This window comes from Rhodanobacter fulvus Jip2, from assembly GCF_000264315.1.
GTDB lineage: Bacteria > Pseudomonadota > Gammaproteobacteria > Xanthomonadales > Rhodanobacteraceae > Rhodanobacter > Rhodanobacter fulvus.
Map to the genome: position 1 here is coordinate 168,989 of NZ_AJXU01000037.1, position 20,411 is coordinate 189,399.

The window sequence follows — 20,411 nt, forward strand, 5'->3', positions numbered from 1 at the left end:
CAAGCGTCGCGCTGTGCAGCGCATGCAACCGTGCTTTCGGTGACGCCCCTTCCGGCGTCGAAACGACGGCCCTCGATATACTGAATGCCGTATAAATTTGGCGTGACGACCGCCGACTGATGGACTCAGTCGCGCGCCTGGGCCTGCAACCACTGCGCCGCACCGCGGCCGGCGACCACGCCGCTGGCGAAGCAGGCGGTCAGCAGGTAGCCGCCGGTGGGAGCCTCCCAATCCAGTATTTCGCCGGCGCAGAAAACGCCGGGGCGGGTGCGCAGCATCAGTGCCTCGTCCAGCGACTCCAGCCGTACGCCGCCGGCGGTGCTGATGGTTTCGGCCAGCGGGCGCGGCGCGCACAGGCGCAGCGGCAGCGCTTTCAACTGCGCGGCCAGCGCCACGGGATCGGCCAGCGTGGGCTTGTCGGTCAGCTCGAACACCAGTGCCGCCTTGGCGCCATCCAGCCCTGCCCGCCGTCGCAGCCAGTCGCCGATGCTGTGTTTGCCGCGCGGTGCCGCCAGCCGTTCGGCCAGCACGCTCTGGCTGTAGCCGGGGACCAGATCCAGCATCAGCGTTGCTTCGCCGCGCGCGACCAGTTGCTCGCGCAGCTCGGCGCCGACGGCGTAGATGAGGCTGCCTTCGATGCCGTATTCGCTGATCACGCACTCGCCCTGGCGCGCGTGGTCCAGGCCCGTGCGGTCGCGCCAGTGCGCCACCACCGGTTTCAATGGCGCGCCGGCAAAGCGCTGGATCAGGTGCTCGCTCCAGCGCAGGTCGAAACCGCCGTTGGCCGGTTGCAGCGGCGCCACCTCGGCGCCAAGTTGTTCCAGCGCGCCAACCCAGGCACCATCGGAACCCAGCCGCGGCCAGCTGGCGCCGCCCAATGCCAGCAGCACCGCATCGGCCTGCTGCTGCTTCTCGCCGGCGGGCGTGGCGAAGCGCAGCGCGCCGGAGGCGTTCCAGCCCAGCCAGCGATGGTGCATGTGAAAACCCACGCCCGATTCACGCAGGCGCCGCAGCCACGCGCGCAGCAGCGGGGCGGCCTTCATGTCGCGCGGGAATACCCGGCCGGAGCTGCCGACGAAGGTTTCCACGCCCAGCCCACGGGCCCAGTCACGCAGCGCGTCGGCATCGAATGCCGCCAGCCATGACGCCACGGCGTGCTGGCGTTCGCCATAGCGCTGCACGAAAGCGGCCGGCGGTTCGCCGTGGGTGAGGTTGAGTCCGCCCTTGCCGGCGAGCAGGAATTTGCGCCCGACCGAGCCCATGGCGTCGTAGACGTCGACCGCCACACCCGCCGCGACGGCGACCTCGGCCGCCATCAATCCGGCGGGCCCGCCGCCGATGATGGTCAGGTGCGGTGAATGGTTTTCTTGCGTCATGCGGCCATGGTCGCACGAGCACCGGCGATGGCATCCGTGCCACCCACATCAGCATTGCCTGGGCGCGACGGCGCCCGCCGGATCAATGACCGGCGGTGGAAGCCGCTGTCGGCTCGCTGCCCCTGGTGTTGTCATCATTCATCGGCATGGCCGGGTTGTCCGGACTGTTGCTCGCCGGGCTCGATGCGCTGACGGCGCCGCGCGTGTAGACGATCTGCTGGTCGCCCTGGCAATGCCCCACCACCTTGCCCGACGCTACCTCCTGCCCCGCCGGCACGACGGCCAGCGTGTAGTCGGCCACGCCGTTGGCCTTGATCTTGGCGTCGATATCCGCCTTTACCGTGTCGCAGGACGCGTGGGCAAGCAGCGGCATCATCGCCAGCGCCAGTATTCCCAATCCGATACGCATGTTCATGGCGACCTCTCCTGGGTGGAATCCCGCCATCAGACGACAGCCGCGATGAACGCTGCGTCTAGGAACCTGGATGGCCTCAACCCGGCAGCCCCCTGTGGGAGCGGCTTCAGCCGCGATGCTGTTGTTCTGGGCTCCAAAGCAAGCGCATCGCGACTGAAGTCGCTCCCACATGCAGCGTCAAGGCGCGGACGGCGGCGCCGTCTCGTTGCGCTGGAATCGCGCCGGCTCCGGCGCGTGCAGGCTGAAGCCCTGCGCGTGGCCGACGCCCATCGCGGTGAGCACGCGCACCGTTTCCTCGTCGGCCACCCACTCGGCCACCACTTCCAGCCCCAGCCGCTGGCCGATGTCGGCCACCGCGCGCACGATGGCGTGGCTGACCGGGTCGGTGAGCATGTCGCGGATGAAGCTGCCATCGATCTTGATGATGTCGATCGGCAGGTTCTTCAGATACGCGAACGACGACATGCCCACGCCGAAGTCGTCCAGCGCGGTCTTGCAACCAACCTGGCGCAGTTGCTCCATGAAACGGGCCACGCGCGACAGGTTGCGCACCGCCACGGTTTCGGTGATCTCGAAACACACCCGCGACGGCGCCACCCCATGTTTCTTCAGCAGGGCGATGATCAGGTCGGCCAGCGCGTCGTCCTCGACGCTGGCGCCGGACAGGTTGATCGTCGCCAGCCGCAAGTCGGCGCCGGCCGGGTGCAACTGGTCAAAATGCGCCAGCGCGGTCTCGACCACCCAGCGATCAAGCATCGGCATCAGGCTGTAGCGCTCGGCGGCGGGCATGAACACGCCCGGCAGCACCAGCGCGCCGGAATCGTCGCGGAAGCGCAACAGCAACTCCACCCGGGGACCGGCCCCGGGCCGCGGCGACAGCGCTATCAGCTCCTGATAGACCAGCACCAGGCGTTTTTCATCGATGGCCCAGCGCAGGCGATTGGCCCACTCCATCTCGCCGCGGCGACGCGCCGCCTCGTCGTCGCGCTCGGAATAGAAATGCACGCGGTTGCGGCCCAGCTCCTTGGCCATGTAGCAGGCGGTGTCGGCGCGCGCCAGCAGGTCCTTCATGGTCATGCCCGGCTGGTCGATCATCACCACGCCGATGCTGGCGCTGACCGTGTAGCTGCGCTGCTCCCACACGAACACCCATTCGTCGATGCAGTGGCGCATGCGCTCGGCCACCGCTTCGGCATCCTCGCGATCGCGCACGCCCAGCGCCAGCACGCCGAACTCGTCGCCGCCCAGCCTTGCCAGTACGTCACCGGTGGCAAGCTGCTTGTGCATGGTGGCCGCCAGTTGCGCCAGCAGGTGATCGCCGGCGATATGGCCGGAGGTGTCGTTGATCAGCTTGAACTGGTCCAGGTCGATGTACAGCAGCACCGCCATCGGCGTGTCGGTTTCGGTGGCGTTGAGGATGCTTTGCAGGCGGCTCTCGAATTCGCGCCGGTTGTACAGCTCGGTCAACGCATCGTGGCTGGCCTGGAAGCTCAGCATCTCGTTCAATTGCCGCTGCTCGGTGACGTCGATCGCCACCATCAGCAACTTGTCGGCGCCGTCCAGCACCACCCTGGAGATGGCCACGTCGGCCCAGAACCGGTAATCCTGCTCATCGCACAACTGGACGCTGAGGCGATGGAAATCGCGCTTGTCCGGTTGCTGCATGTCGGGATACAGGCGCGGGTCTTCGAACAGGTCCGACAGCCGCCGCTCGCCCACGTTTTCGCCGAGCCGCTCGCGGGACGCGCGGTTGGCATAGGTGATGGCGCCGTCATGCCCGTCGGCCAGCAGGACCAGCGCCGGCAGCAGATCGTTCAGCGCGCGAAAGCGCTCTTCGCTCTCGCGGTAGCGACTGGTCATGTGCCACGCCAGGGCAATCGCCCGCTGGCGGGTGCTGGCGATGGTGAACACCAGCATCGCCAGCAGGATGCTGGCCAGCACGCCGACCGGCAGCGCCGAGTCGCCCAGGTCGAAACCGGGCCGGGCGGTCACCCGCGGTTGCAGGTTGAGGCGCCACACCCGCCCGCCATAGGCAAGCCGGCGGTGGAAGTCCTTGTCGCCATCGACCTTCGCCGTCGCGGCCGAGTCGAACAGCAGCTGCTCCCCGGCATCGGTGACGTCGATGATGCGCACGCGGAACATCTGCGTGACGTCTTGCGAAATCGCATTGCCGATCAGGCCGCTGACGCGAAACGACACCGCCAGCGATCCCACCTCGCGCCGACGCCGCTCCGCCACCGATGCGGGCGGCGGCCCGGGGCTGAATATCGGCATGCGCAGGGTGATGCCGTCGTTGCGCGGCAGCGCACCCGTCTGCTGCGCCAGCCGGAACGGGGCCGACAAGGTGGGCAAGTCGGTATCACGCGAGGCGATCACGCCTTGCAGGTTGTTCGGCTGCGCGTTGATATCCAGCCCGGCCAGGGCGGCATTGCCCGACAGCGGCTGCACCCAGGTGGTGAGGTAGTGAACGCCATCCGTCCGTACCTCTTTACGCGCATAGGCAAGCGCCTGCAGCGAAGGGAAGCGGCGGCGCGGCTGCAGGTTGGCGTAGATGTTGGCGAACTCCTGCTCGCTGACCTCGTCGGAGGAAAGAAACAGGCTCTGCACCGCGCGCAGCAGGCTTTCCGCCGCCTGCAACTGCGTTATCAGTGCGACCGAGCTCTTGTCGACCAGGGCGCTGCGCGTGAGATCCAGCGCGGCTTGCTCCCGCTGGATCTGCTGGTAACGCAGCAGCATCGTCAGCGCCAGGCCCAGCAACAACGCCAGCACGCTCCACCCGTAAGCGGAGGATCGCCGTGGCCCCGGCGCGGGCATACCTCGCTCCGGGCCGAAGACTGCGGTGTCCGGCAGTGCTGGAGCAGTGGAGCGTTTGGCTGTGCGCAAGACGTCTCCCATGGGTAGCCATGGCGCGATCGATGGTACAGACAACCACGCAGCACGAATACCGCAGCCATTCGATCGACAACCGGGTGAAGGCCGCGGGAAACCACCCCGATCGTATTCAGCGCTGGCGAGGCTTGGCGCGATGGGTCGGCTGCGCCGTCCAAGGATCGTCCGGCCACGGGTGGCGCGGATAGCGACCTTTCAGTTCGCGCCGCACCTCGGGATAGGTGCGCTGCCAGAAGCCGTGCAGATCCTGGGTCACCTGGATCGGCCGCCCCGCCGGCGACAGCAGATGCAGCGTGACCGGTATGCGTCCGCCACCGATGCGCGGCGTGTCGGCCAGCCCGAACAGCTCCTGCAGTTTCACCGCCAGTACCGGCGGTTCGCCGGGCACGTAGTCGATCCGCCGCAACTGGCCGCTGGGTACGATGAGGCTTTCGGGCGCATGCTGGTCCAGCGCCTGGCGCTGCGCATGATCGAGCAGCGCCGAAAGCGCCTGCGACAGCGCATCGGCGCGCAACGCATCGAGCCGGTGCACGCCATCCAGGAACGGCGCCAGCCACTGTTCCAGCGTGGCCAGCAGCGCCGCATCGGCCACGTCGGGCAGACCGAGCGCCGGCATCCATGCGCGCAATGCCTGCATGCGGGCGCGCAAACGGCGCGCCGATTCACTCCACGGCAGCAGGTCGAGCCCGCCGCCGCGCACGGCCGCGAGCAAGGCCGGCAACGCATCGCGCGCATCCACCGGCACGCTGCGGCGCTCCAGCACGATGGCACCGAAGCGGCGCTCCTCGAACGCCTCCACTGCACCGCGCTCGTCGTTCCAGCGCTGCGTGCGCTGGCGGGTGAATTGCGCGGGGTAGTCACGCTCCAGCATGTCCGGATCCAGCGGCGCGGCGGCCAGGATCAGGCTGTCGCGCGTCTCGTGGCGAAGGTCCAGCGCCACCAGCCAGGGCTCGCCATGCAAGGCGGTGTTCTCGTGCAATCGCGCACCACGGCCGTTGGCCAGCGTATAGCGCAGCGGATCGTTGCCGCTGCGGTGCGCCACCCGATCGGGGAAGGCGTGCAGAAGAAGGTCGCCGACGGCATGGCTACCCGGCGTGCCACTGGCGGACGTATGGACGTCCAGACGTCTGCGCCACCCTTTGCTGGCCTGCTCGATGGCGGTCAGTGCGCCCGCATCCACCGTGCCACGGGCCAGCGTGCCGCGCCGGTCGCGCCAGGCATGCAGGGCGGTGACCCGGTCGCGGAAATCATCGCTGCGCGACTGCTCGCCACGCAGCGGCGAGCGCGCCTCCATCAACGCCAGCAGGTCGGCAATCAGCGGACGCAATGGGGTCGGCGCACGCAAGGCGGCGGCGCCCAGCCGGGGCGTGGCGCCCAGTTCCAGCAGGTCGCGGCCCAGCGCGGTGATGCGGTGGTCGTCGTCCACCGCCGCCAAAGCACGCAACAGCTCGCGCGCCTGCGCCAATGCGCCGGGCGGCGGCGGGTCCAGCCATGGCAACGCGTCGCTGCCCCATGCCGCCAGTTCCAGCGCCAGGCCGGACAGGTCGGCCTGGGCGATCTCCGGCGTGCGCGCGCTTTCCAGCCGTTTGCTCTGCGGCCACAGCCGGTACGCCGTGCCCGCGGCCACGCGGCCGGCGCGTCCCGCGCGCTGATCGGCGGAGGCTTGCGAAATGTTCACCGTCTGCAGCCGGGTGAAGCCGGAATTCGGATCGAAGCGCGGCTCGCGCGCCAGCCCGCTGTCGATCACCGCGCGGATGCCGGGCAGCGTGATGCTGGATTCGGCCACGTTGGTGGCCAGCACCACGCGGCGCGTCCCCGGCGCCGCCTCGCTCAATGCCGCCTGCTGTTCGGCCAGCGAAAGCTCGCCATGCAGCGGCATGACGTCCAGCTCGGGATAATCATCGGTCAGCGATGCCAGCAGGCTCTGCGCTCGCGCGATCTCGCGCCGACCGGGCAGAAACGCCAGCACGTCGCCCGCGTTTTCCTGCAGTGCCAGCCGCGTTACCCGGACCAGCTGCTGCTCCACGCTTTCCTGCGCGCGGGCGGGCGGATGTTCGACATGCACGGGGAAGCTGCGGCCGGGACTGGTGATGCGCGGCGCATCCAGCCACTGCGCGATGCGCTCGCCATCGAGCGTGGCCGACATCAGCAGCAGCCGCAGATCCGGCCGCAAGGTGGCCTGGATGTCCAGCGCCAGCGCCGCGCCCAGGTCACCCGCCAGATGCCGTTCGTGGAATTCGTCGAACACGATCGCGCCGATGCCGGTCAGCTCCGGATCGCGCTGGATCAGCCGCGTGAGGATGCCCTCGGTGATCACCTCGATCCGCGTGGCGTCGCTGACCTTCGCCTCGAACCGGATGCGATAGCCCACCGTCCGCCCCACCGCCTCGCCCAACTGCTGCGCCATGAACTGCGCCGCCGCGCGCGCCGCGATGCGGCGCGGCTCCAGCATCAGAATTTTTCCGTCAAGCCACGGCTGCTGCAGCAAGGCCAGCGGCACTTGAGTCGTCTTGCCCGCGCCGGGCGGCGCTTCCAACACCAGCCGCGGACCGGCGGCGAGCGCGGCGCGGATGTCGGGCAGCAGCGGGGTGATGGGGAAGACGGTCATTCAGTGAATGATAGCGGCGGGGGTGTGGCTACCCCGCGCCACGCGTCAACGCTGGAAGAAGCCGTAATCCCCTCTCCCCTGCGGGGAGAGGGCAGGGAGAGGGGGACACGCCGCGGGGAAGTGGCAACGAAGCGCAACATGCCGCGGGGAAACCCAACGAAGCCCCCAGCCGCCGAAAGCTCACCCATCAACTTTCCCGCGGCGTGTCCCCTCTCCTGTTTCCTCTCCCCAAGGGGAGAGGAGGTTACGGTGCCTTCATGCTTTCCCGTTTATCGACGAGGCAGGAACAGGCCACACGCGGCGCCGTAAAACCGAAAGCTCCACTCACCGACTTCCCCGCGAGCACCGCCCCCTCTCCTCGATCCTCTCCCCGCAGGGGAGAGGAAGCAGAGCAGCTACTTCGCCCGCAACGGCGCAAGCGATTCGAACTTGCGCTGGTACTCGTCGGTGACCTGGCGAGCATCATTGCCGCTGGTAATCACTCGAGGGGTGATCAGCACCAGCAGTTCGGAGCGGTCGCGGTGGCGGTTGGTGGTGCCGAACAGGCGGCCGATCAGCGGGATCTTGTTGAGCACGGGGATGCCGGTGTCGGTGGTGCCTTCGTTCTGCTGGATCAGGCCGCCGAGCAGCACGGTCTGGCCGCTCTGCACCGCCACCTGGGTTTCCAGCAGGCGCTTCTGGATGGGGAAGTTGCCGTTGTTGTCCTTGATGCCGGGCGCGCTGACTTCCTGGCTGAGTTTCAGGTACACCAGGCCGCCCGGATTGACCCGCGGCACGACTTTCAGGATCACGCCGGTCGGCTTGTACTGCACCTCGCCCAGCGTGCTGATGCCGCTGCCCGCGTTGCCCAGGCCGGGGCTGATGAAGCTCTGGTTGACCGGGATCTCGTTGCCGACCTGGATGTTCGCCTGCTGGTTGTTCATCACCACCAGCGACGGCTCGGACAACACCTTGGTGTTGCCGCTGGTTTCCATCGCGCGCAACGCCACCTGCAGGTTGCTGTTCATGAAGGAATAGAAGAACGGCTCGCCGCCGAAGTTCACGCCGCCCTGGCCCAGCGCGATCTGTCGCGGGTTGTTGGCATTCCCCGGCGAAAACGTGATGTTGCCATTGCTGTCGGTGGTGCTGGTGGCGCCGCGCAGCCCTTCCAGATACCACTGCACGCCGAAGCTGAATTCGCCGGTGAGGCTGACTTCCAGGATGCGGGTTTCGATCTGTACCTGCAGCGGCACGCTGTCCAGCTTCTGGATCGCCGACTCGATCTCGCTCCATTGCGAGGGCCGTGCGCGCACCAGCAACTGGTTGTTGCTGTCGACCGCGCTGATGCGCACGCTGCCGTCGCTGGAGCTGTACGACTTGCCGGGCGCGGTATTGCTGTCGACAGGCTGCGTGGCCGATCCGGTCATGGCGCCGCCGTTGTCGATACCGCTGACCAGGCTGTTGCCGGTATCGCCATCGGCATTGCCCAGGGTGGCGCTGCTCAGGCCGGGACCGACCTGGCCACCGTTGTCAGCGCCGGTGCCGGCACCGTTGGTGTAGATCTGCGCCAGGTAGCGGGCCAGGTCCGACGCCTTGATGTTGCGCACGTCGTACACGAACAACTGCGGCTCGTTGCCGCCGCCGCGGTCGATGCGGGCGATCCATTCGCCCACTTCGCGCAGGTAGTCGGGCTGGGTGCTGATCACCACCAGCGCGTTGGTGCGCTCGATCGGGATGAAGCGCAGCATGCCGGCCAGTGGCGTGTCGCCCTTGGGGCCGAACATGCTGTCCAGCTTCGGCATCAGTTCATCGACGCTGGCGCGCTGCAGGCTGAACACGCCTACCGACATGCCGCGCAGCCAGTCCACGTCGAAGGTGCGCACGGTGCGCTGGTAGTTGGCCAGCTCCTGCGCGGTGCCGGACATCACCAGCAGGTTGCGCGCCGAATCGACCAGCAGGATCGAATCCGGCCGCGCGAACGGCTTGATCAGTTTCTCCATCTCGGTGGCGGAGATGTAGCGAAGCGGGAACAGCCGCGCCTGCAGGCCGCCCTGCGGCGCCGACGCGCCCAGGCTGGGCACCAGGTTGCCGCCCAGCGCGTCCTTCGCCGGCAGCACCACGTAACTGCCGCCGCGCAGCACCAGCGCATTGCCGGTCCACGACAGCAGCGTCTCCAGGATCGGCAGCGCCTCGCCCGCATCGACCGGCTCGGCGGTGGAGAACGAAATGTTGCCCTGCACGCCGGGCACGATGGTGTAGTTCTTTTTCAGCAGGTCGCCCAGGATCGCCTTGACCACCGCCTGCACCGGCTGGTTCTCGAAATTGAAGGTGACGCCTTCAGGGCCGGCCGCTGGCGCGCGCGGCGTGGCCAGGCCGGTGGGGCGGATGAACTGGCCACTGCCTTGGCTCAGTTGCGGGCGCACTACCGATGCCGAATCGGGCGCAACCGTGGTGTTCAGAGGCAACGGCGCCGGCACCGGGTCCCGGGTGCCGGCTACCGCCTCGCGTTGCAACGCGTCGTTGTCGTGCGGTTGCGGCAGGCTGGAGCAGCCCGCCAGCCATACCGCCAGCGCCAACCCCAGCGCGCGTAGCGGACGGGCCTGTCTGTGCGTGCGATGCATGCTCAATGCTCTCCTTCGTGAACCGCGGCGGCTTGCGCGGCGCGACGTTTCTGGATGATCTCGCGCAGCGCGCGGATGCGCTGCGTTTGGGAATGGGTTTGAGTGTCGGGAGACGTCGGCTCCGGAGCGCGGAGCGTCCCCGCAGCGGGCTCGCCGGGACGGCCGTCCGGCCCGGCCGCGGGGGCCGGGGTGACCAGTGGCGTCGACGGCCAGGACACGCTACTGCCGGGACCGGGCCCAGCGGCCTGACCCGGCGTTGGCGGTGGGCCATCGACCGGCGCACCTGCAGGCAGGGACAATTCCACGCGACCGCTGGCGGTATCGAAAACCGCCGAGCGCGGCTTCACCTCGACCAGGGTGAGGTTGCCGCCGGGCAAGGTCTCGCCGCGACGCAAACGCAGCTCCCGATTGCCCTGGCGGTCATGCAGCAGCGCCATGTGCAAGGTGGGCGTGACGATGACGCCGGTCAGTTCCAGCTCGCCGATGCTGCCGTTGTCGGTCACCGGCGCCGCCGGCCGGCGATCGGGATCGAACAGCGGCCGCTGCCAGATCACGGCGAACTGGTTGCGCGGCACCGGCGGTGGCAACGGCGCGGCACGATCCGCCACCGGCGCCGCCGACGGCAAGCTGGCGGCCGGCCAGTGCGCGTGGCTGCCAATGCCGGACAACAGCAGCAGCCACAAGCCCGCCAGCACGGCCAGCAGCACCAGCAGCATCGGGGTCAGCCGGCGCTGGCTGGCGGCATTCATGGCTGCACCTGCGCGGCGGCGCGGGCGGGACGCAGGTAGCCCGATACGGTGAACTGCACTTCCAGCGGTGCGGCGCGGTCCTGCTGCACCGCCACCGGGTTGCGGTAGATGTTGAGCTCATCGACGAACAGGTACGGCGTGCCCTGCTCCAGCGCGTGCAGCACCGCCGCCAGCGGTTCGATGGCGCAACTCAGGCTGATGCGGGCGGCGGCCTTGCGATAGGGCTCGCCGCGCGCCGCCGGTGGATCGGAAATGGGCATTTTCTGGCTGACCACGCAGCGCTGGTTGGCGGCCTGCGCGGCCACCGCGTCGACCACGCGCTGCATCAGACCCGCGGCCGCGGTATTGGTGTCGCTCTCGGGAAGGAACGCGCTGCTGGCCGCCTGGCCCGCGCCCAGCGCGGCCAGCCGCCGCTCCAGCCGGGGCTGGTCGGCGATCGCTGCGGCGTAACTGGCGTGGGTCTGTTGCAGCTCGTCCATGCGGGCATCGATCTGTCGCAGCGGTGCCACCCACCACCAGTGCAGCAGCAGGAAGTAGGCCAGTGCCAGCGCCGCCAGCAGCAACAGGATTGCGGCGATGCGGCGCTCGCGCGGCGTGGGTGAATAGCTCATGGCGCACTGCCGCCGCTGGCGGGGGCAGCTGCCGGCGCAGATGCCTGCCGCAACTGCGCCACCAGGTAGAAGCGCTCCTTGCCGGTGACCGCATCGGGCTGGATCGACCCCTGGAAGCTGGCGTCGGTGATCAGTGGCGAATCCTTCAAGGCATCCAGCAATCGTGCCGCCTGCGGACTCTGGCCCTGCATGCCGACCTGGCCATCGGTATCGATGCTCAGCCGCTCCAGCCAGGCGCTGTCGGGCAAACGCCGGGTGAGGTCGGCGAGCAGTGCCAGCATGGTCGTCGCATGCTGTTTGCGCTGCACCAGGAAACCGGCGGCGCCGGCGTTGTCCTGCAGTTGCTGGCGCAGCGCCAGCACCTGCTGCGCGTCGGCACGCATGCTTTCCACCTGCGCCTGCATCCGCACCAGCGCCTGCCGGCGGTTGTGCAGGTATTGGCCCAGCACCAGCAGCAGCAGCGCCAGGCAGGCCACCGCCAGCGCGCGATTCCAGCGGCGGCGCGGATGGACATGATGCGGCCGGCGCGCAGGCGGCAGCAGGTTGATGCCCAGCCGTCCATTCCCCTCGGGCAGATCCACCGCATCGACGACCACACCGGCGGCCGCAAGGCGCGCCAGCAGCGGATCGAGCGTGTTGCGCGGCGTGGCCAGCAGCTCGGCACGGAAATGCGCGGCAGCGACCGGCGTCGGCGACGTCAGCTCGCGTGCGGCGTAGTGCACCTGTTCGACGGTGAAGGGGGTTTGCCGATCCATTTCGAACGCCATCACCTGGGCCAGCTGGCTGCGCGCGGCCAGCGGCAGCGAGACGGCGCGCCGCAATACCGTACGTGGATCCAACAGCAAGGCGAGGCGGCGGTCTTCGCGATCCACCGCCTGCAGCGCCGTGCTCACCGCCGCGCGTTGTGCGAGCGCATCGTCATCGGCGAACCAGCGCGCCAGCGGCTGCGCCTCGCCGGCGCGGCGCAAGGTCCACTGTCCCTGCTCCTGCTGCAACAGATGCCACGCCACGCCATCGCCCAGCCAGCCACGCCAGCGCGGCGGCGGCAGCGCGCGCAATTCAGTGCCCCACCAGGCGAAAAACGCCGGGCACGGCGAGCTGCGCCAGGCCTGGCGCAGGCGATCGCGCCCTGACCGCAGTGGCGGCAGCAGCGTATTCATTCCTCGTTTCCCTCCTGCCAGCGCAGCACTGCGTAAGGTTGCGCCGCGGCGCTCCCCGCCCGCCAACGAACCGTGGCCCGCAATACGGCTTGCGTGCCATCCGCTAGCGTAGCTTGCGAACGCACGCTGTGGGTGACTCCGCTGCCAACAGTCAGCTCGGGATCGGCGGCATTGCGCCGCCGCGCAGCCTGGATTTCCCGCGCGCGCTCGGCGGTCATGCCGGGAATCGCAGCCAGCGCCAGCGACGTGGCCACGTTCGGGTCCGGGCTGGCCTGGCCCGACCACAGGGTGATGTGCGGCGCCAGCGAGCGGTACAGCGCCGGCGTCATGCCCAGCACCATCTGCAACTCCTCGACGCTGGCGAAGGATCCGTGCCGCGGCCGGTAGTGTCGACCCGCCGTGGCGTATCCCGCGGCATCGCCGGCCGTGCCATCGAACGCGGAAGGACTGCGCCATTCCACCACCCGCATGGCCAGCGCCTGCGCCGCATCCGGGGCCGCGCCCGCAGCCCGGAACAGGCCCTGCAAAACCTCCGGCGAAGCGCTGTTCAAGTCAACCTTGCCGCTCTCGTCGACGGCCCGAATCCGCACTTCGGCGCCGTCGTAGGACATCGTGTACAGACGGCCATCGCCGATCCAGCGCTGTTTGGCGCGCGTATCGTGCAACCCGCGCAAGGCACGCATGAGGCCCGCTTCGGCGGCGTAATGGGCGCGGGTCTGCGCCAGTTGATGGCGCGCCAGCACCGCCTCGGTATGCACCACGGCCGCATAGCCGCCCAACAGCACGGCCAGCAGCGCGCACGCCCACAGCACCAGCAGCAAGGCCACGCCGCGCTGCCGTCGGGGTGATGGACACGCGCGCATCACTGCGCCCCCATGCGACGGATCGGCAAGGTCGACGCGCCGGGCCCGGCGTCGCCGGCCTCCACGCGCAGCGGCACCTCCAGCGTGGGCCAGGACACCATGCCATCCAGCTGCAACTCCACCCGCACCAGCCGCGGCAACGCGCGGCCATCGGGCCAGCTGGCAAGCCACGGCGTGGCGCGACCCCGCACGTCGACGCCGCGATAGCTGAAACGACCAGCCCGCACGTGATCGACCAGCACCTGTGGCTCGCCCATCGGCTGCGGCTCATTGCCATCGGGCGGCAGCAGGGCCAGACCAAGCTCCAGCCGCAAGCCACCCGTGCCGTCATCAACCAGACGCAGCGTTTGCAACTGCGGCCCCAGTTGGCCGAGGTAACCCGGCAACGGCGCCACGTAACGCAGCCGTTGCGGCGCGCCATCGACAACCAGCGGCGTACCGTGGTCATCGTGATCGATCGTCTGACTCAGCGCCTGCGCCAGTTCACGACGCAGCAACTGTTGCGCCGCGCGCACCTGGTCGAGCCGCTCGATACGCGCATTGCCGGCGTGCACGCTGCGCGTGGCGATGCGGACGCCGGCGTAGACACCCAACATCAGCAAGGCCAGCAAGGCCAGCGATGCCAGGACTTCGAGGAGGGTGAAGCCGTTGGCGCGCGTTGCGCGCCGGGAATGGGGAATGGGGAATGGGGAATGGGAAGAGCGAAAAGCTGGTCTCGACGCGCCTTTCCTATTCCCTATTCCCCATTCCCTATTCCCCCCGGGCGCGCCCCGCCGAACCCCGGTTCTCATCGCACCCTCACCGCGCCCGGTCATGGCGTCGGCGCCATCGGGTTGGAACCGGGGCCGGTCGAAAGCAGGCGCAGGGTGCGGAAATTCGCCGTGTGCGGATGCGCTGCCGGCCCCCAACTGACCCGCAGATCCAGTTGGTAAAGCTGCAGCGGTGTCTGGTCGTCAGCCGCAGCGGCATGCCATGGCGTCACGTCGAGCTGCCACTCGAATTTGCGATCGAACCGTCCGGTGCTGTGACCCGGCTGCAACGGCTCGACCACGTACGCGCTGTCGAGCTTGCTGCGCGCCCACATCGCCGCCTCGCTGGCATCGGCCGCCTGCCCGGTGAGCCCAATCGCGCCGCCCGCGACCTGCATCAATACCGCGAAGGCGATGCCGAGCAGCAGGATCGCGGCGAGGACTTCGAGGAGGGTGAAACCGTTGGCGCGCGTAGCGCGCGCCCGGGAATCGGGAATCGGGAATCGGGAATGGTTTGAATGCAGGGAATGGGGAACGGGGAATGGGGAATGGGAAGAGCGAAAAGCTGGTGCTCGCCTGCCTTTCCTATTCCCTATTCCCCATTCCCTATTCCCGGGCGCGCCCCGCCAACTTTCGGCTTTCATCGAACCACCACCGCGCCCGTAAGCCACGCCACATCGACCCGCCACTGACGCTGGCCGCGCTGCACCACGATGTGGCCGCCAGTGGAGCTGCCGTCGGGGAAGAAGCGGATGCGGCCGGTGTGGTCGTCGGGCGCATCCTCGCGGGCGCTGGTGATGCTCAACTTCATGTCCGGCGGCAGCTGCACGGTTTGTCCGCGCGCATTGCGCCAACGGTTGTCGCGGGTATCGAGATCGAACACCTGCGCCCTGCCGCGCACGATCGCCTGGGCGCGAGTGGCGCGCAGCGCGGCGGCCAGGTCGGCACTGGCCGCCGCGGCGCGGGCGCCGGCCAAGCCCTGCGTCACCGAGAACGCCACCGCCGCCGTGGCCACGCCGATCAGCAGGATCACGGCCAGCATTTCCAGGAGGGTGAAGCCGTTGGCGCGCGTTGCGCGCCCGGGAATCGGGAATCGGGAATCGGGAATGGGAAGAGCGAAAAGCCGGTGCTTGCCGGCCTTTCCGATTCCCGATTCCCCATTCCCGATTCCCGGCCTCACTGCCAACTACCCACATCCTTGCTGTAGCCGTCGCCGCCGGGCTTGCCGTCCTGGCCGTAGAAAACCAGGTCGAAATTGCCGTGTTGGCCGGGCGCGGCGTAGCCGAACGCGTGGCCCCAGGGGTCCAGCAACTGCGATGCCTTGAGATACGGGCGCTGCCAGTTCGGCGCATTGGCCGGCTTGGTCACCAGATCCTGCAATTGGCGCGGCGGTGAGCCGTTGTCCAGCGCATAGCTGTCGATCGCCTGACCCAGCACCTGCAACTGCACCTTGCCCGCGCCGTACTTGCCCTTGTCCACACTGTTGCCCACCTGCCGCACCACGATGGTGCCGACGATGCCGATCAACACGATCACGGCCAGCATTTCGAGGAGGGTGAAGCCGTTGGCGCGCGTTGCGCGCCCGGGAATGGGGAATGGGGAATGGGGAATCGCAACAGCGGAAAGCCGGGGCTGGCGCGCCTTTCCCATTCCCCATTCCCTATTCCCTATTCCCTGCCCCACCAACGCCAAAAACTTCGCCATTGCCATACTCCTCCTTACTGGATATTGCTGGTCAAACTCAACAGCGGCAGCAGAATCGCGGCCATGATGATCGCCACCAGCACCGTCATCACAATGGTCAGCGCAGGCACCAGCGCGGCCAGCAGGCGGTCGATGGCGCGGCGCGATTCGATCTCGAAGGTGTCTGCCACTTTCAGCAGCATGCCGTCGAGCTGGCCGGCTTCCTCGCCCACCTGCACCATCTGCAACGCCAACCGTGGAAACAGGCTCGATTGCGCCAGCGCCAGGCCCAGGCCGGAGCCGCCCTTGACCTGTTCGTGGGCGCTGGCCAGCGCCGTATCCAGGGCGCGGTTGCCGGTGACCTGGCGCGCGATGGCCAGCGCACTCAACAGCGGCACGCCGTTTTTCAGCAGGGTGCCCAGGGTGCGGGCGATGCGCGCGGTTTCGACTTTCAGCAGCAGCGGGCCGATCCAGCGCAGGCGCAGCAGGCGGGCATGCCACGCCAGCCGCGCCTGCGGATCGCGCAGCCGCGCGCGCCACGCCAGCGCGCCACCGATCAGCAACAGCGCGATCAGCCACCACCACGCCTGCAAGGTGTTGCCCAGCAGCAGCACCGCGCGGGTGATCCAGGGAATCGGTACCTGCATGTCCTGGAAGATCGGCACGAATTGCGGCACCACGTAGGCCAGCAGCAGCACCAGCGAACCCAGCACGCCCACCAACAGGAACGCCGGGTAGATCAGCGCGTTGATGACGCTGCCGCGCAGTTGCTGGGCGCGCTCCAGGTAATCGGCCAGCCGGCGCAGGGTTTCCTCCAGCGAACCGCCCGCCTCGCCCGCGCGCACCAGGCTCACGTACAGGCGGGGAAATACGCCGTGCTCCTCGTCCAGCGCGGAAGAAAGCGTATTGCCGCCACGCACGCGCTCGCGTACGCGCTCGATCAGTTTCCTGGCGCGCTCGCTTTCGGGCAGATCCAGCAGGATGCCCAACGCCCGGTCCAGCGGCTGGCCGGCGCCGAGCAGGGTCGCCAGTTGATGGGTGAACTGGGCCAGCTGGTCGCCGCTGAACGGGCCGCGGCGGAATAGCGCGCTCGCTGCGCCGCCGGTTTCATCGGCATGCGCCGGCTGGGCTTCCAGCGGTGTGTGGCCCTGCTCCTGCAGGCGTGAGATCACGTCGCCGACGCTGGCTGCTTCCATCTGGCCGTGCAGCGTTTCGCCGGCGGCGGTGATGGCTTTGTAGCTGTATTGGCTCACTGGGGTTGGCCCGTGAACCGGGAGTAGGGAGTAGGGAATAGGGAATGGGCAAAGCAGCCGGCGGCGAGGCACTGGCTTCTGCCCTTCCTATTCCCTACTCCCCATTCCCTATTCTCAGCCTTCCTGCGTAACACGCAGCACCTCCTCCAGCGTGGTGATGCCGGCGACGGCTTTGGCGATGCCGTCTTCGTACATCGTGCGCATGCCTTCGGCGCGGGCGGCGCGTTCGATGGCGCCGGCGTCGGCGCGCTGCATCACCAGGCGGCGCAGCGGGTCGGTCATGGGCAGGAACTCCAGGATCGCCTGGCGGCCGCGGTAGCCGCTGGGGTTGGCGGCGCTGGTGCCGGGTTTCCACAGCCGGATGGGACGTTCGTCGGTGTATTTCGCCAGTTCGAACTGGGCGATGACTTCGGGCGCGGGTTCGTACGCCACGGCGGTTTCCGGATCGAGCGTGCGCACCAGCCGCTGCGCCAGGATGCCGTTGACGGTGGAGCCGAGCAGGTAATCCTCCACGCCCATGTCCAGCAGCCGCGCGATGCCGCCGGCGGCGGAGTTGGTGTGCAACGTGGACAGCACCAGGTGGCCGGTGAGCGCGGACTGGATGGCGATGCGGCAGGTTTCCAGGTCGCGCATTTCGCCGATCATGATCACGTCCGGATCCTGCCGCACGATGGAGCGCAGCGCGCCGGCGAAATCCAGCCCGATCTGCGGCTTCACCTGGATCTGGTTGATGCCTTCGAGCTGGTATTCGACCGGGTCCTCGACGGTGATGATTTTCACGTCGGGCGTGTTGATCCGCGACAGCGCGGTATACAGCGTGGTGGTCTTGCCCGAGCCGGTGGGGCCGGTGACCAGCAGGATGCCGTGCGGGCGTTGCAGCACGTCGATGAAGCGCTGCTGGAAGCTGTCGGTGAAGCCCAGCGCGGCGAAATCGAACACCACCGATTCGCGATCCAGGATGCGCATCACCACCGACTCGCCGAAGCTGGTCGGCATGGTGGACACGCGCAGGTCCAACTCCTTGCCCTGCACCCGCAACTGGATGCGGCCGTCCTGCGGCAGGCGGCGCTCGGCGATGTTCATGCGCGCCATGATCTTCACCCGCGAGATCACCGCGGCGGTGGACGACGAGGGCGGCGCCTCCACTTCGTGCAGCACGCCGTCGATGCGGTAGCGCACTTTCAGCTGGTTTTCGAACGGCTCGATATGGACGTCCGAAGCGCGCTGCTCCACCGCGCGCTGCAGGATCAGGTTGACCAGCCGGATCACGGGTGCCTCGGAGGCCAGGTCGCGCAGGTGCTCGACGTCGTCTTCTTCGGCCGCGCCGCCGTCCAGGTTCTCCACGATGGTGCCCATCGCCGAACGACCGCTGCCGTAATAGCGCTCGATCAGGCCGTCGATGTCCGAACGCAAGCCGATGCGCAACGCCACCGGCCGCCCGGCCGCCAGCTCCACCGCCTGGCGCGGATAGGGATCGGCCGGATCGGCCACCACCAAGGCCAGGCCCGACGCGTCGTGCACCGGCACCACGTGCTGTTGTTTGAGAAAGCGCAGGGATAGGTCAAGCTCCGCCGGCGGCAACTCCGGCGCATCACGCGCGGCCAGCAGCGGCACCTGCAGCAGCTCGGCCCAGGCTTCGGCCAAGTCGCGCTCGGAGACCAGGCCCAGACGCGCCAGCAGGGAGGTCAACGTGCCTTCGGGCGACTCCTCGTGCAGGCGCCGGGCGCGGCCCAGGTCGGACTCCTTCAAACGCCCGCGGGCTACCAGCAACGCGCACGCCTGCACGTCGTCGACGGCCATGTCGCGTGGTTGCGCAGGGCTGGACAAGGCCGACATGGGTTCCTCCGGTGGGGCAACGCTCCGACGCGCCGCGAACCCCGCATTGGTAGCACAACGCGGGGACGGCGGCGATGCCGTTGACCGCTACGCTTTGCTCCCTCCCCTGCTTGCAGGGAGGGTTGGGGGAAGGGTTCGCTCCTGACCTTCCCACCAACCCTGCACAACTCCCTCCAACCTCCCCCCTGCACGCAGCGGAGGGGCCAAGCGCCGCACCTGCTACCAGCCGAACCCCACGCCCACGCCGCCCGAGCTTTCGCCGTTGGAGATGGCGGCGCCGAATGTCACCGATGCACGCCGCGACAACGAGCGCGAGTAGCCCACCGACAGCGCGGCCTCGCCGTGGTAGCCGCCCACGCCCACGCCCATCCGGTTGGGGCTGTCGATGCCCTGGGTGCTGAACGCCATCTGCGCCATCGCGGTACTCATGGCGCCGACCCGGTCCAGCCGCTGGTTGACGGTGTGGAATTGCCCCTGCACCTCGTTGCGGAACGAGTTGAAATCCACATCGCTGACCATGCTGGTGAACTTGCCATCGGTATAGGCCCTGGCCTGGCTCAGCGTGGTGCGGTCACCGGCGTCGATATGTCTGCGCCGTGGCTATGGCGGCGTCCACCTGGCTGACGTTGGCCGCATCGGTGGCCACAGCGCCGGCCGCCACGTTGGTCACCCGACTCTGGCTGGCCGCGGATCCCGCCGAGACGGAATTGGCCTGGACGGGCACCGCGTCATTGACCGTCGACGTGGCGGCCTGTGCGGCCTGCGCCGCAGCGATGGTGGCCTCGGAGGCCGGATGGCTGCCGACACTGGCCGCTGTCGGGGCGAAACTGCGCGTGGCCTGCGTGGGCTCCGGAGCCGCCACCGATGTACTGGCAACACGCGGCGCCGCCGTGCTCTTTGGGGCCTCGGCGGCGACACTGGCCGTCGCGACGGCGGCCCCACTCTTGGGCACGGCCGGCCGACGGCCGGAGGCTTCCAGCGCTCCTTCCACCGCGGTGACCCGCGTATTGAGGCTGGAGATGCCATTCATTGCGCCGGTGACGGCGCCATCCAGCGCACCCAGCGCATCGCCCACGTTGAAGTAGCTGCTGCCCTGCACCGCGAACGACGGTGTGCCGATCAGCCCGCCCGGGCCAACCGAGACGCCACCGCCGATGGTGGCGGCCAGCGAACGGTATTGCTGGAAGTTGATCGCCTCACCGTCGTGCAGACCCGCGGCGACGTTGGCCAGCGTGGTACCGCCGCTGCCGCCGAAGGTCAGGCGGGACTGCGCCGAATCCGCATCGTAGGTAACGGCGGTCAAGCTGCTGCCGGCGGCGTCCACCAGGCCGGTGGCCTTCAACTGGCCCACGTTCACTGCGTCGGTGTCCTGCGTACCGGCGGCCACGTTGGCGATCTGCCGCTCGGCACCGGCGCTGCCCACCGACACCGTGTTGGCGCGATCGGCCACCGAATCGCCGCCCAGCGCCACGGCGTTGTCGGCCTCGGGCGTCACATAGGCCGAAGAACCCAACGCGGTACTGTTGACCGCATCGGCCTCGGCCAACCAGCCCAGCGCAGCACTGAAGTCGCCAGACGCATACGCGCCTGCGCCCAATGCCACCGCGCCGTAGCCGCTG

The 20,411-nt window shown here is 68.6% G+C and carries 16 protein-coding genes and 1 pseudogene; all 17 read right to left on the minus strand.

From position 1 onward, the window contains the following. Positions 1 to 125: 125 nt before the first annotated feature. Positions 126 to 1,376, minus strand: a complete 1,251-nt coding sequence (locus UU9_RS10155) for a TIGR03862 family flavoprotein (protein ID WP_007081664.1) — start codon at positions 1,374 to 1,376, stop codon at positions 126 to 128. Positions 1,377 to 1,458: 82 nt separating this feature from the next. After that, positions 1,459 to 1,791 (minus strand): DUF1161 domain-containing protein, encoded by a 333-nt coding sequence (locus tag UU9_RS17545; RefSeq protein WP_007081665.1) that lies wholly within the window; start codon positions 1,789 to 1,791, stop codon positions 1,459 to 1,461. 177 nt (positions 1,792 to 1,968) lie between these two features. Then, positions 1,969 to 4,560, minus strand: a complete 2,592-nt coding sequence (locus UU9_RS10165; protein ID WP_007081666.1) for a bifunctional diguanylate cyclase/phosphodiesterase — start codon at positions 4,558 to 4,560, stop codon at positions 1,969 to 1,971. A 232-nt stretch (positions 4,561 to 4,792) separates the two neighbouring features. Then, entirely contained in the window at positions 4,793 to 7,288 is a 2,496-nt protein-coding gene (hrpB, locus tag UU9_RS10170; protein WP_007081667.1) for an ATP-dependent helicase HrpB, read from the minus strand. A 395-nt stretch (positions 7,289 to 7,683) separates the two neighbouring features. Next, positions 7,684 to 9,888 (minus strand): type II secretion system secretin GspD, encoded by a 2,205-nt coding sequence (gspD, locus tag UU9_RS10175; protein WP_007081668.1) that lies wholly within the window; start codon positions 9,886 to 9,888, stop codon positions 7,684 to 7,686. A gap of 2 nt (positions 9,889 to 9,890) precedes the next feature. Continuing rightward, positions 9,891 to 10,637, minus strand: coding sequence for a hypothetical protein (locus UU9_RS10180; RefSeq protein ID WP_007081669.1), 747 nt, complete (start codon positions 10,635 to 10,637; stop codon positions 9,891 to 9,893). Then, positions 10,634 to 11,248 (minus strand): type II secretion system protein GspM, encoded by a 615-nt coding sequence (gene gspM, locus UU9_RS10185; protein WP_007081670.1) that lies wholly within the window; start codon positions 11,246 to 11,248, stop codon positions 10,634 to 10,636. Before gspM ends, UU9_RS10180 begins: the two co-directional genes overlap by 4 nt. Next, positions 11,245 to 12,408 carry a PilN domain-containing protein gene (locus UU9_RS10190; RefSeq protein WP_007081671.1) on the minus strand — a complete coding sequence of 388 codons (1,164 nt, stop codon included), beginning with the start codon at positions 12,406 to 12,408 and terminating at the stop codon, positions 11,245 to 11,247. Before UU9_RS10190 ends, gspM begins: the two co-directional genes overlap by 4 nt. Beyond that, positions 12,405 to 13,271, minus strand: a complete 867-nt coding sequence (locus tag UU9_RS10195; RefSeq protein WP_040670740.1) for a type II secretion system minor pseudopilin — start codon at positions 13,269 to 13,271, stop codon at positions 12,405 to 12,407. Before UU9_RS10195 ends, UU9_RS10190 begins: the two co-directional genes overlap by 4 nt. Then, on the minus strand, positions 13,271 to 13,897 hold the full coding sequence (locus UU9_RS10200) for a hypothetical protein (protein WP_425476845.1): 627 nt from the start codon (positions 13,895 to 13,897) through the stop codon (positions 13,271 to 13,273). Before UU9_RS10200 ends, UU9_RS10195 begins: the two co-directional genes overlap by 1 nt. Positions 13,898 to 14,082: 185 nt before the next feature. Next, on the minus strand, positions 14,083 to 14,664 hold the full coding sequence (locus UU9_RS10205; RefSeq protein ID WP_083838956.1) for a type IV pilus modification PilV family protein: 582 nt from the start codon (positions 14,662 to 14,664) through the stop codon (positions 14,083 to 14,085). Next, entirely contained in the window at positions 14,661 to 15,107 is a 447-nt protein-coding gene (locus tag UU9_RS10210) for a GspH/FimT family pseudopilin (protein WP_040670783.1), read from the minus strand. The genes UU9_RS10205 and UU9_RS10210 overlap by 4 nt, the downstream gene beginning before the upstream one ends. Before the next feature lie 89 nt (positions 15,108 to 15,196). Then, positions 15,197 to 15,670, minus strand: a complete 474-nt coding sequence (gene gspG / locus UU9_RS10215) for a type II secretion system major pseudopilin GspG (protein ID WP_083838957.1) — start codon at positions 15,668 to 15,670, stop codon at positions 15,197 to 15,199. Positions 15,671 to 15,738: 68 nt separating this feature from the next. Beyond that, positions 15,739 to 16,956, minus strand: a complete 1,218-nt coding sequence (gene gspF / locus UU9_RS10220; RefSeq protein ID WP_007081677.1) for a type II secretion system inner membrane protein GspF — start codon at positions 16,954 to 16,956, stop codon at positions 15,739 to 15,741. 114 nt (positions 16,957 to 17,070) lie between these two features. After that, complete coding sequence (gene gspE / locus UU9_RS10225; RefSeq protein WP_007081678.1) at positions 17,071 to 18,792, minus strand: type II secretion system ATPase GspE; 1,722 nt, start codon at positions 18,790 to 18,792, stop codon at positions 17,071 to 17,073. A gap of 219 nt (positions 18,793 to 19,011) precedes the next feature. Beyond that, the gene (locus UU9_RS10230) at positions 19,012 to 19,311 is read right to left on the minus strand and encodes a YadA-like family protein (RefSeq protein WP_007081679.1); all 300 of its coding nucleotides are present in this window, start codon (positions 19,309 to 19,311) and stop codon (positions 19,012 to 19,014) included. A 52-nt stretch (positions 19,312 to 19,363) separates the two neighbouring features. Continuing rightward, positions 19,364 to 20,411 (minus strand): annotated as a pseudogene (locus tag UU9_RS18515) (hypothetical protein); the annotation flags it as partial.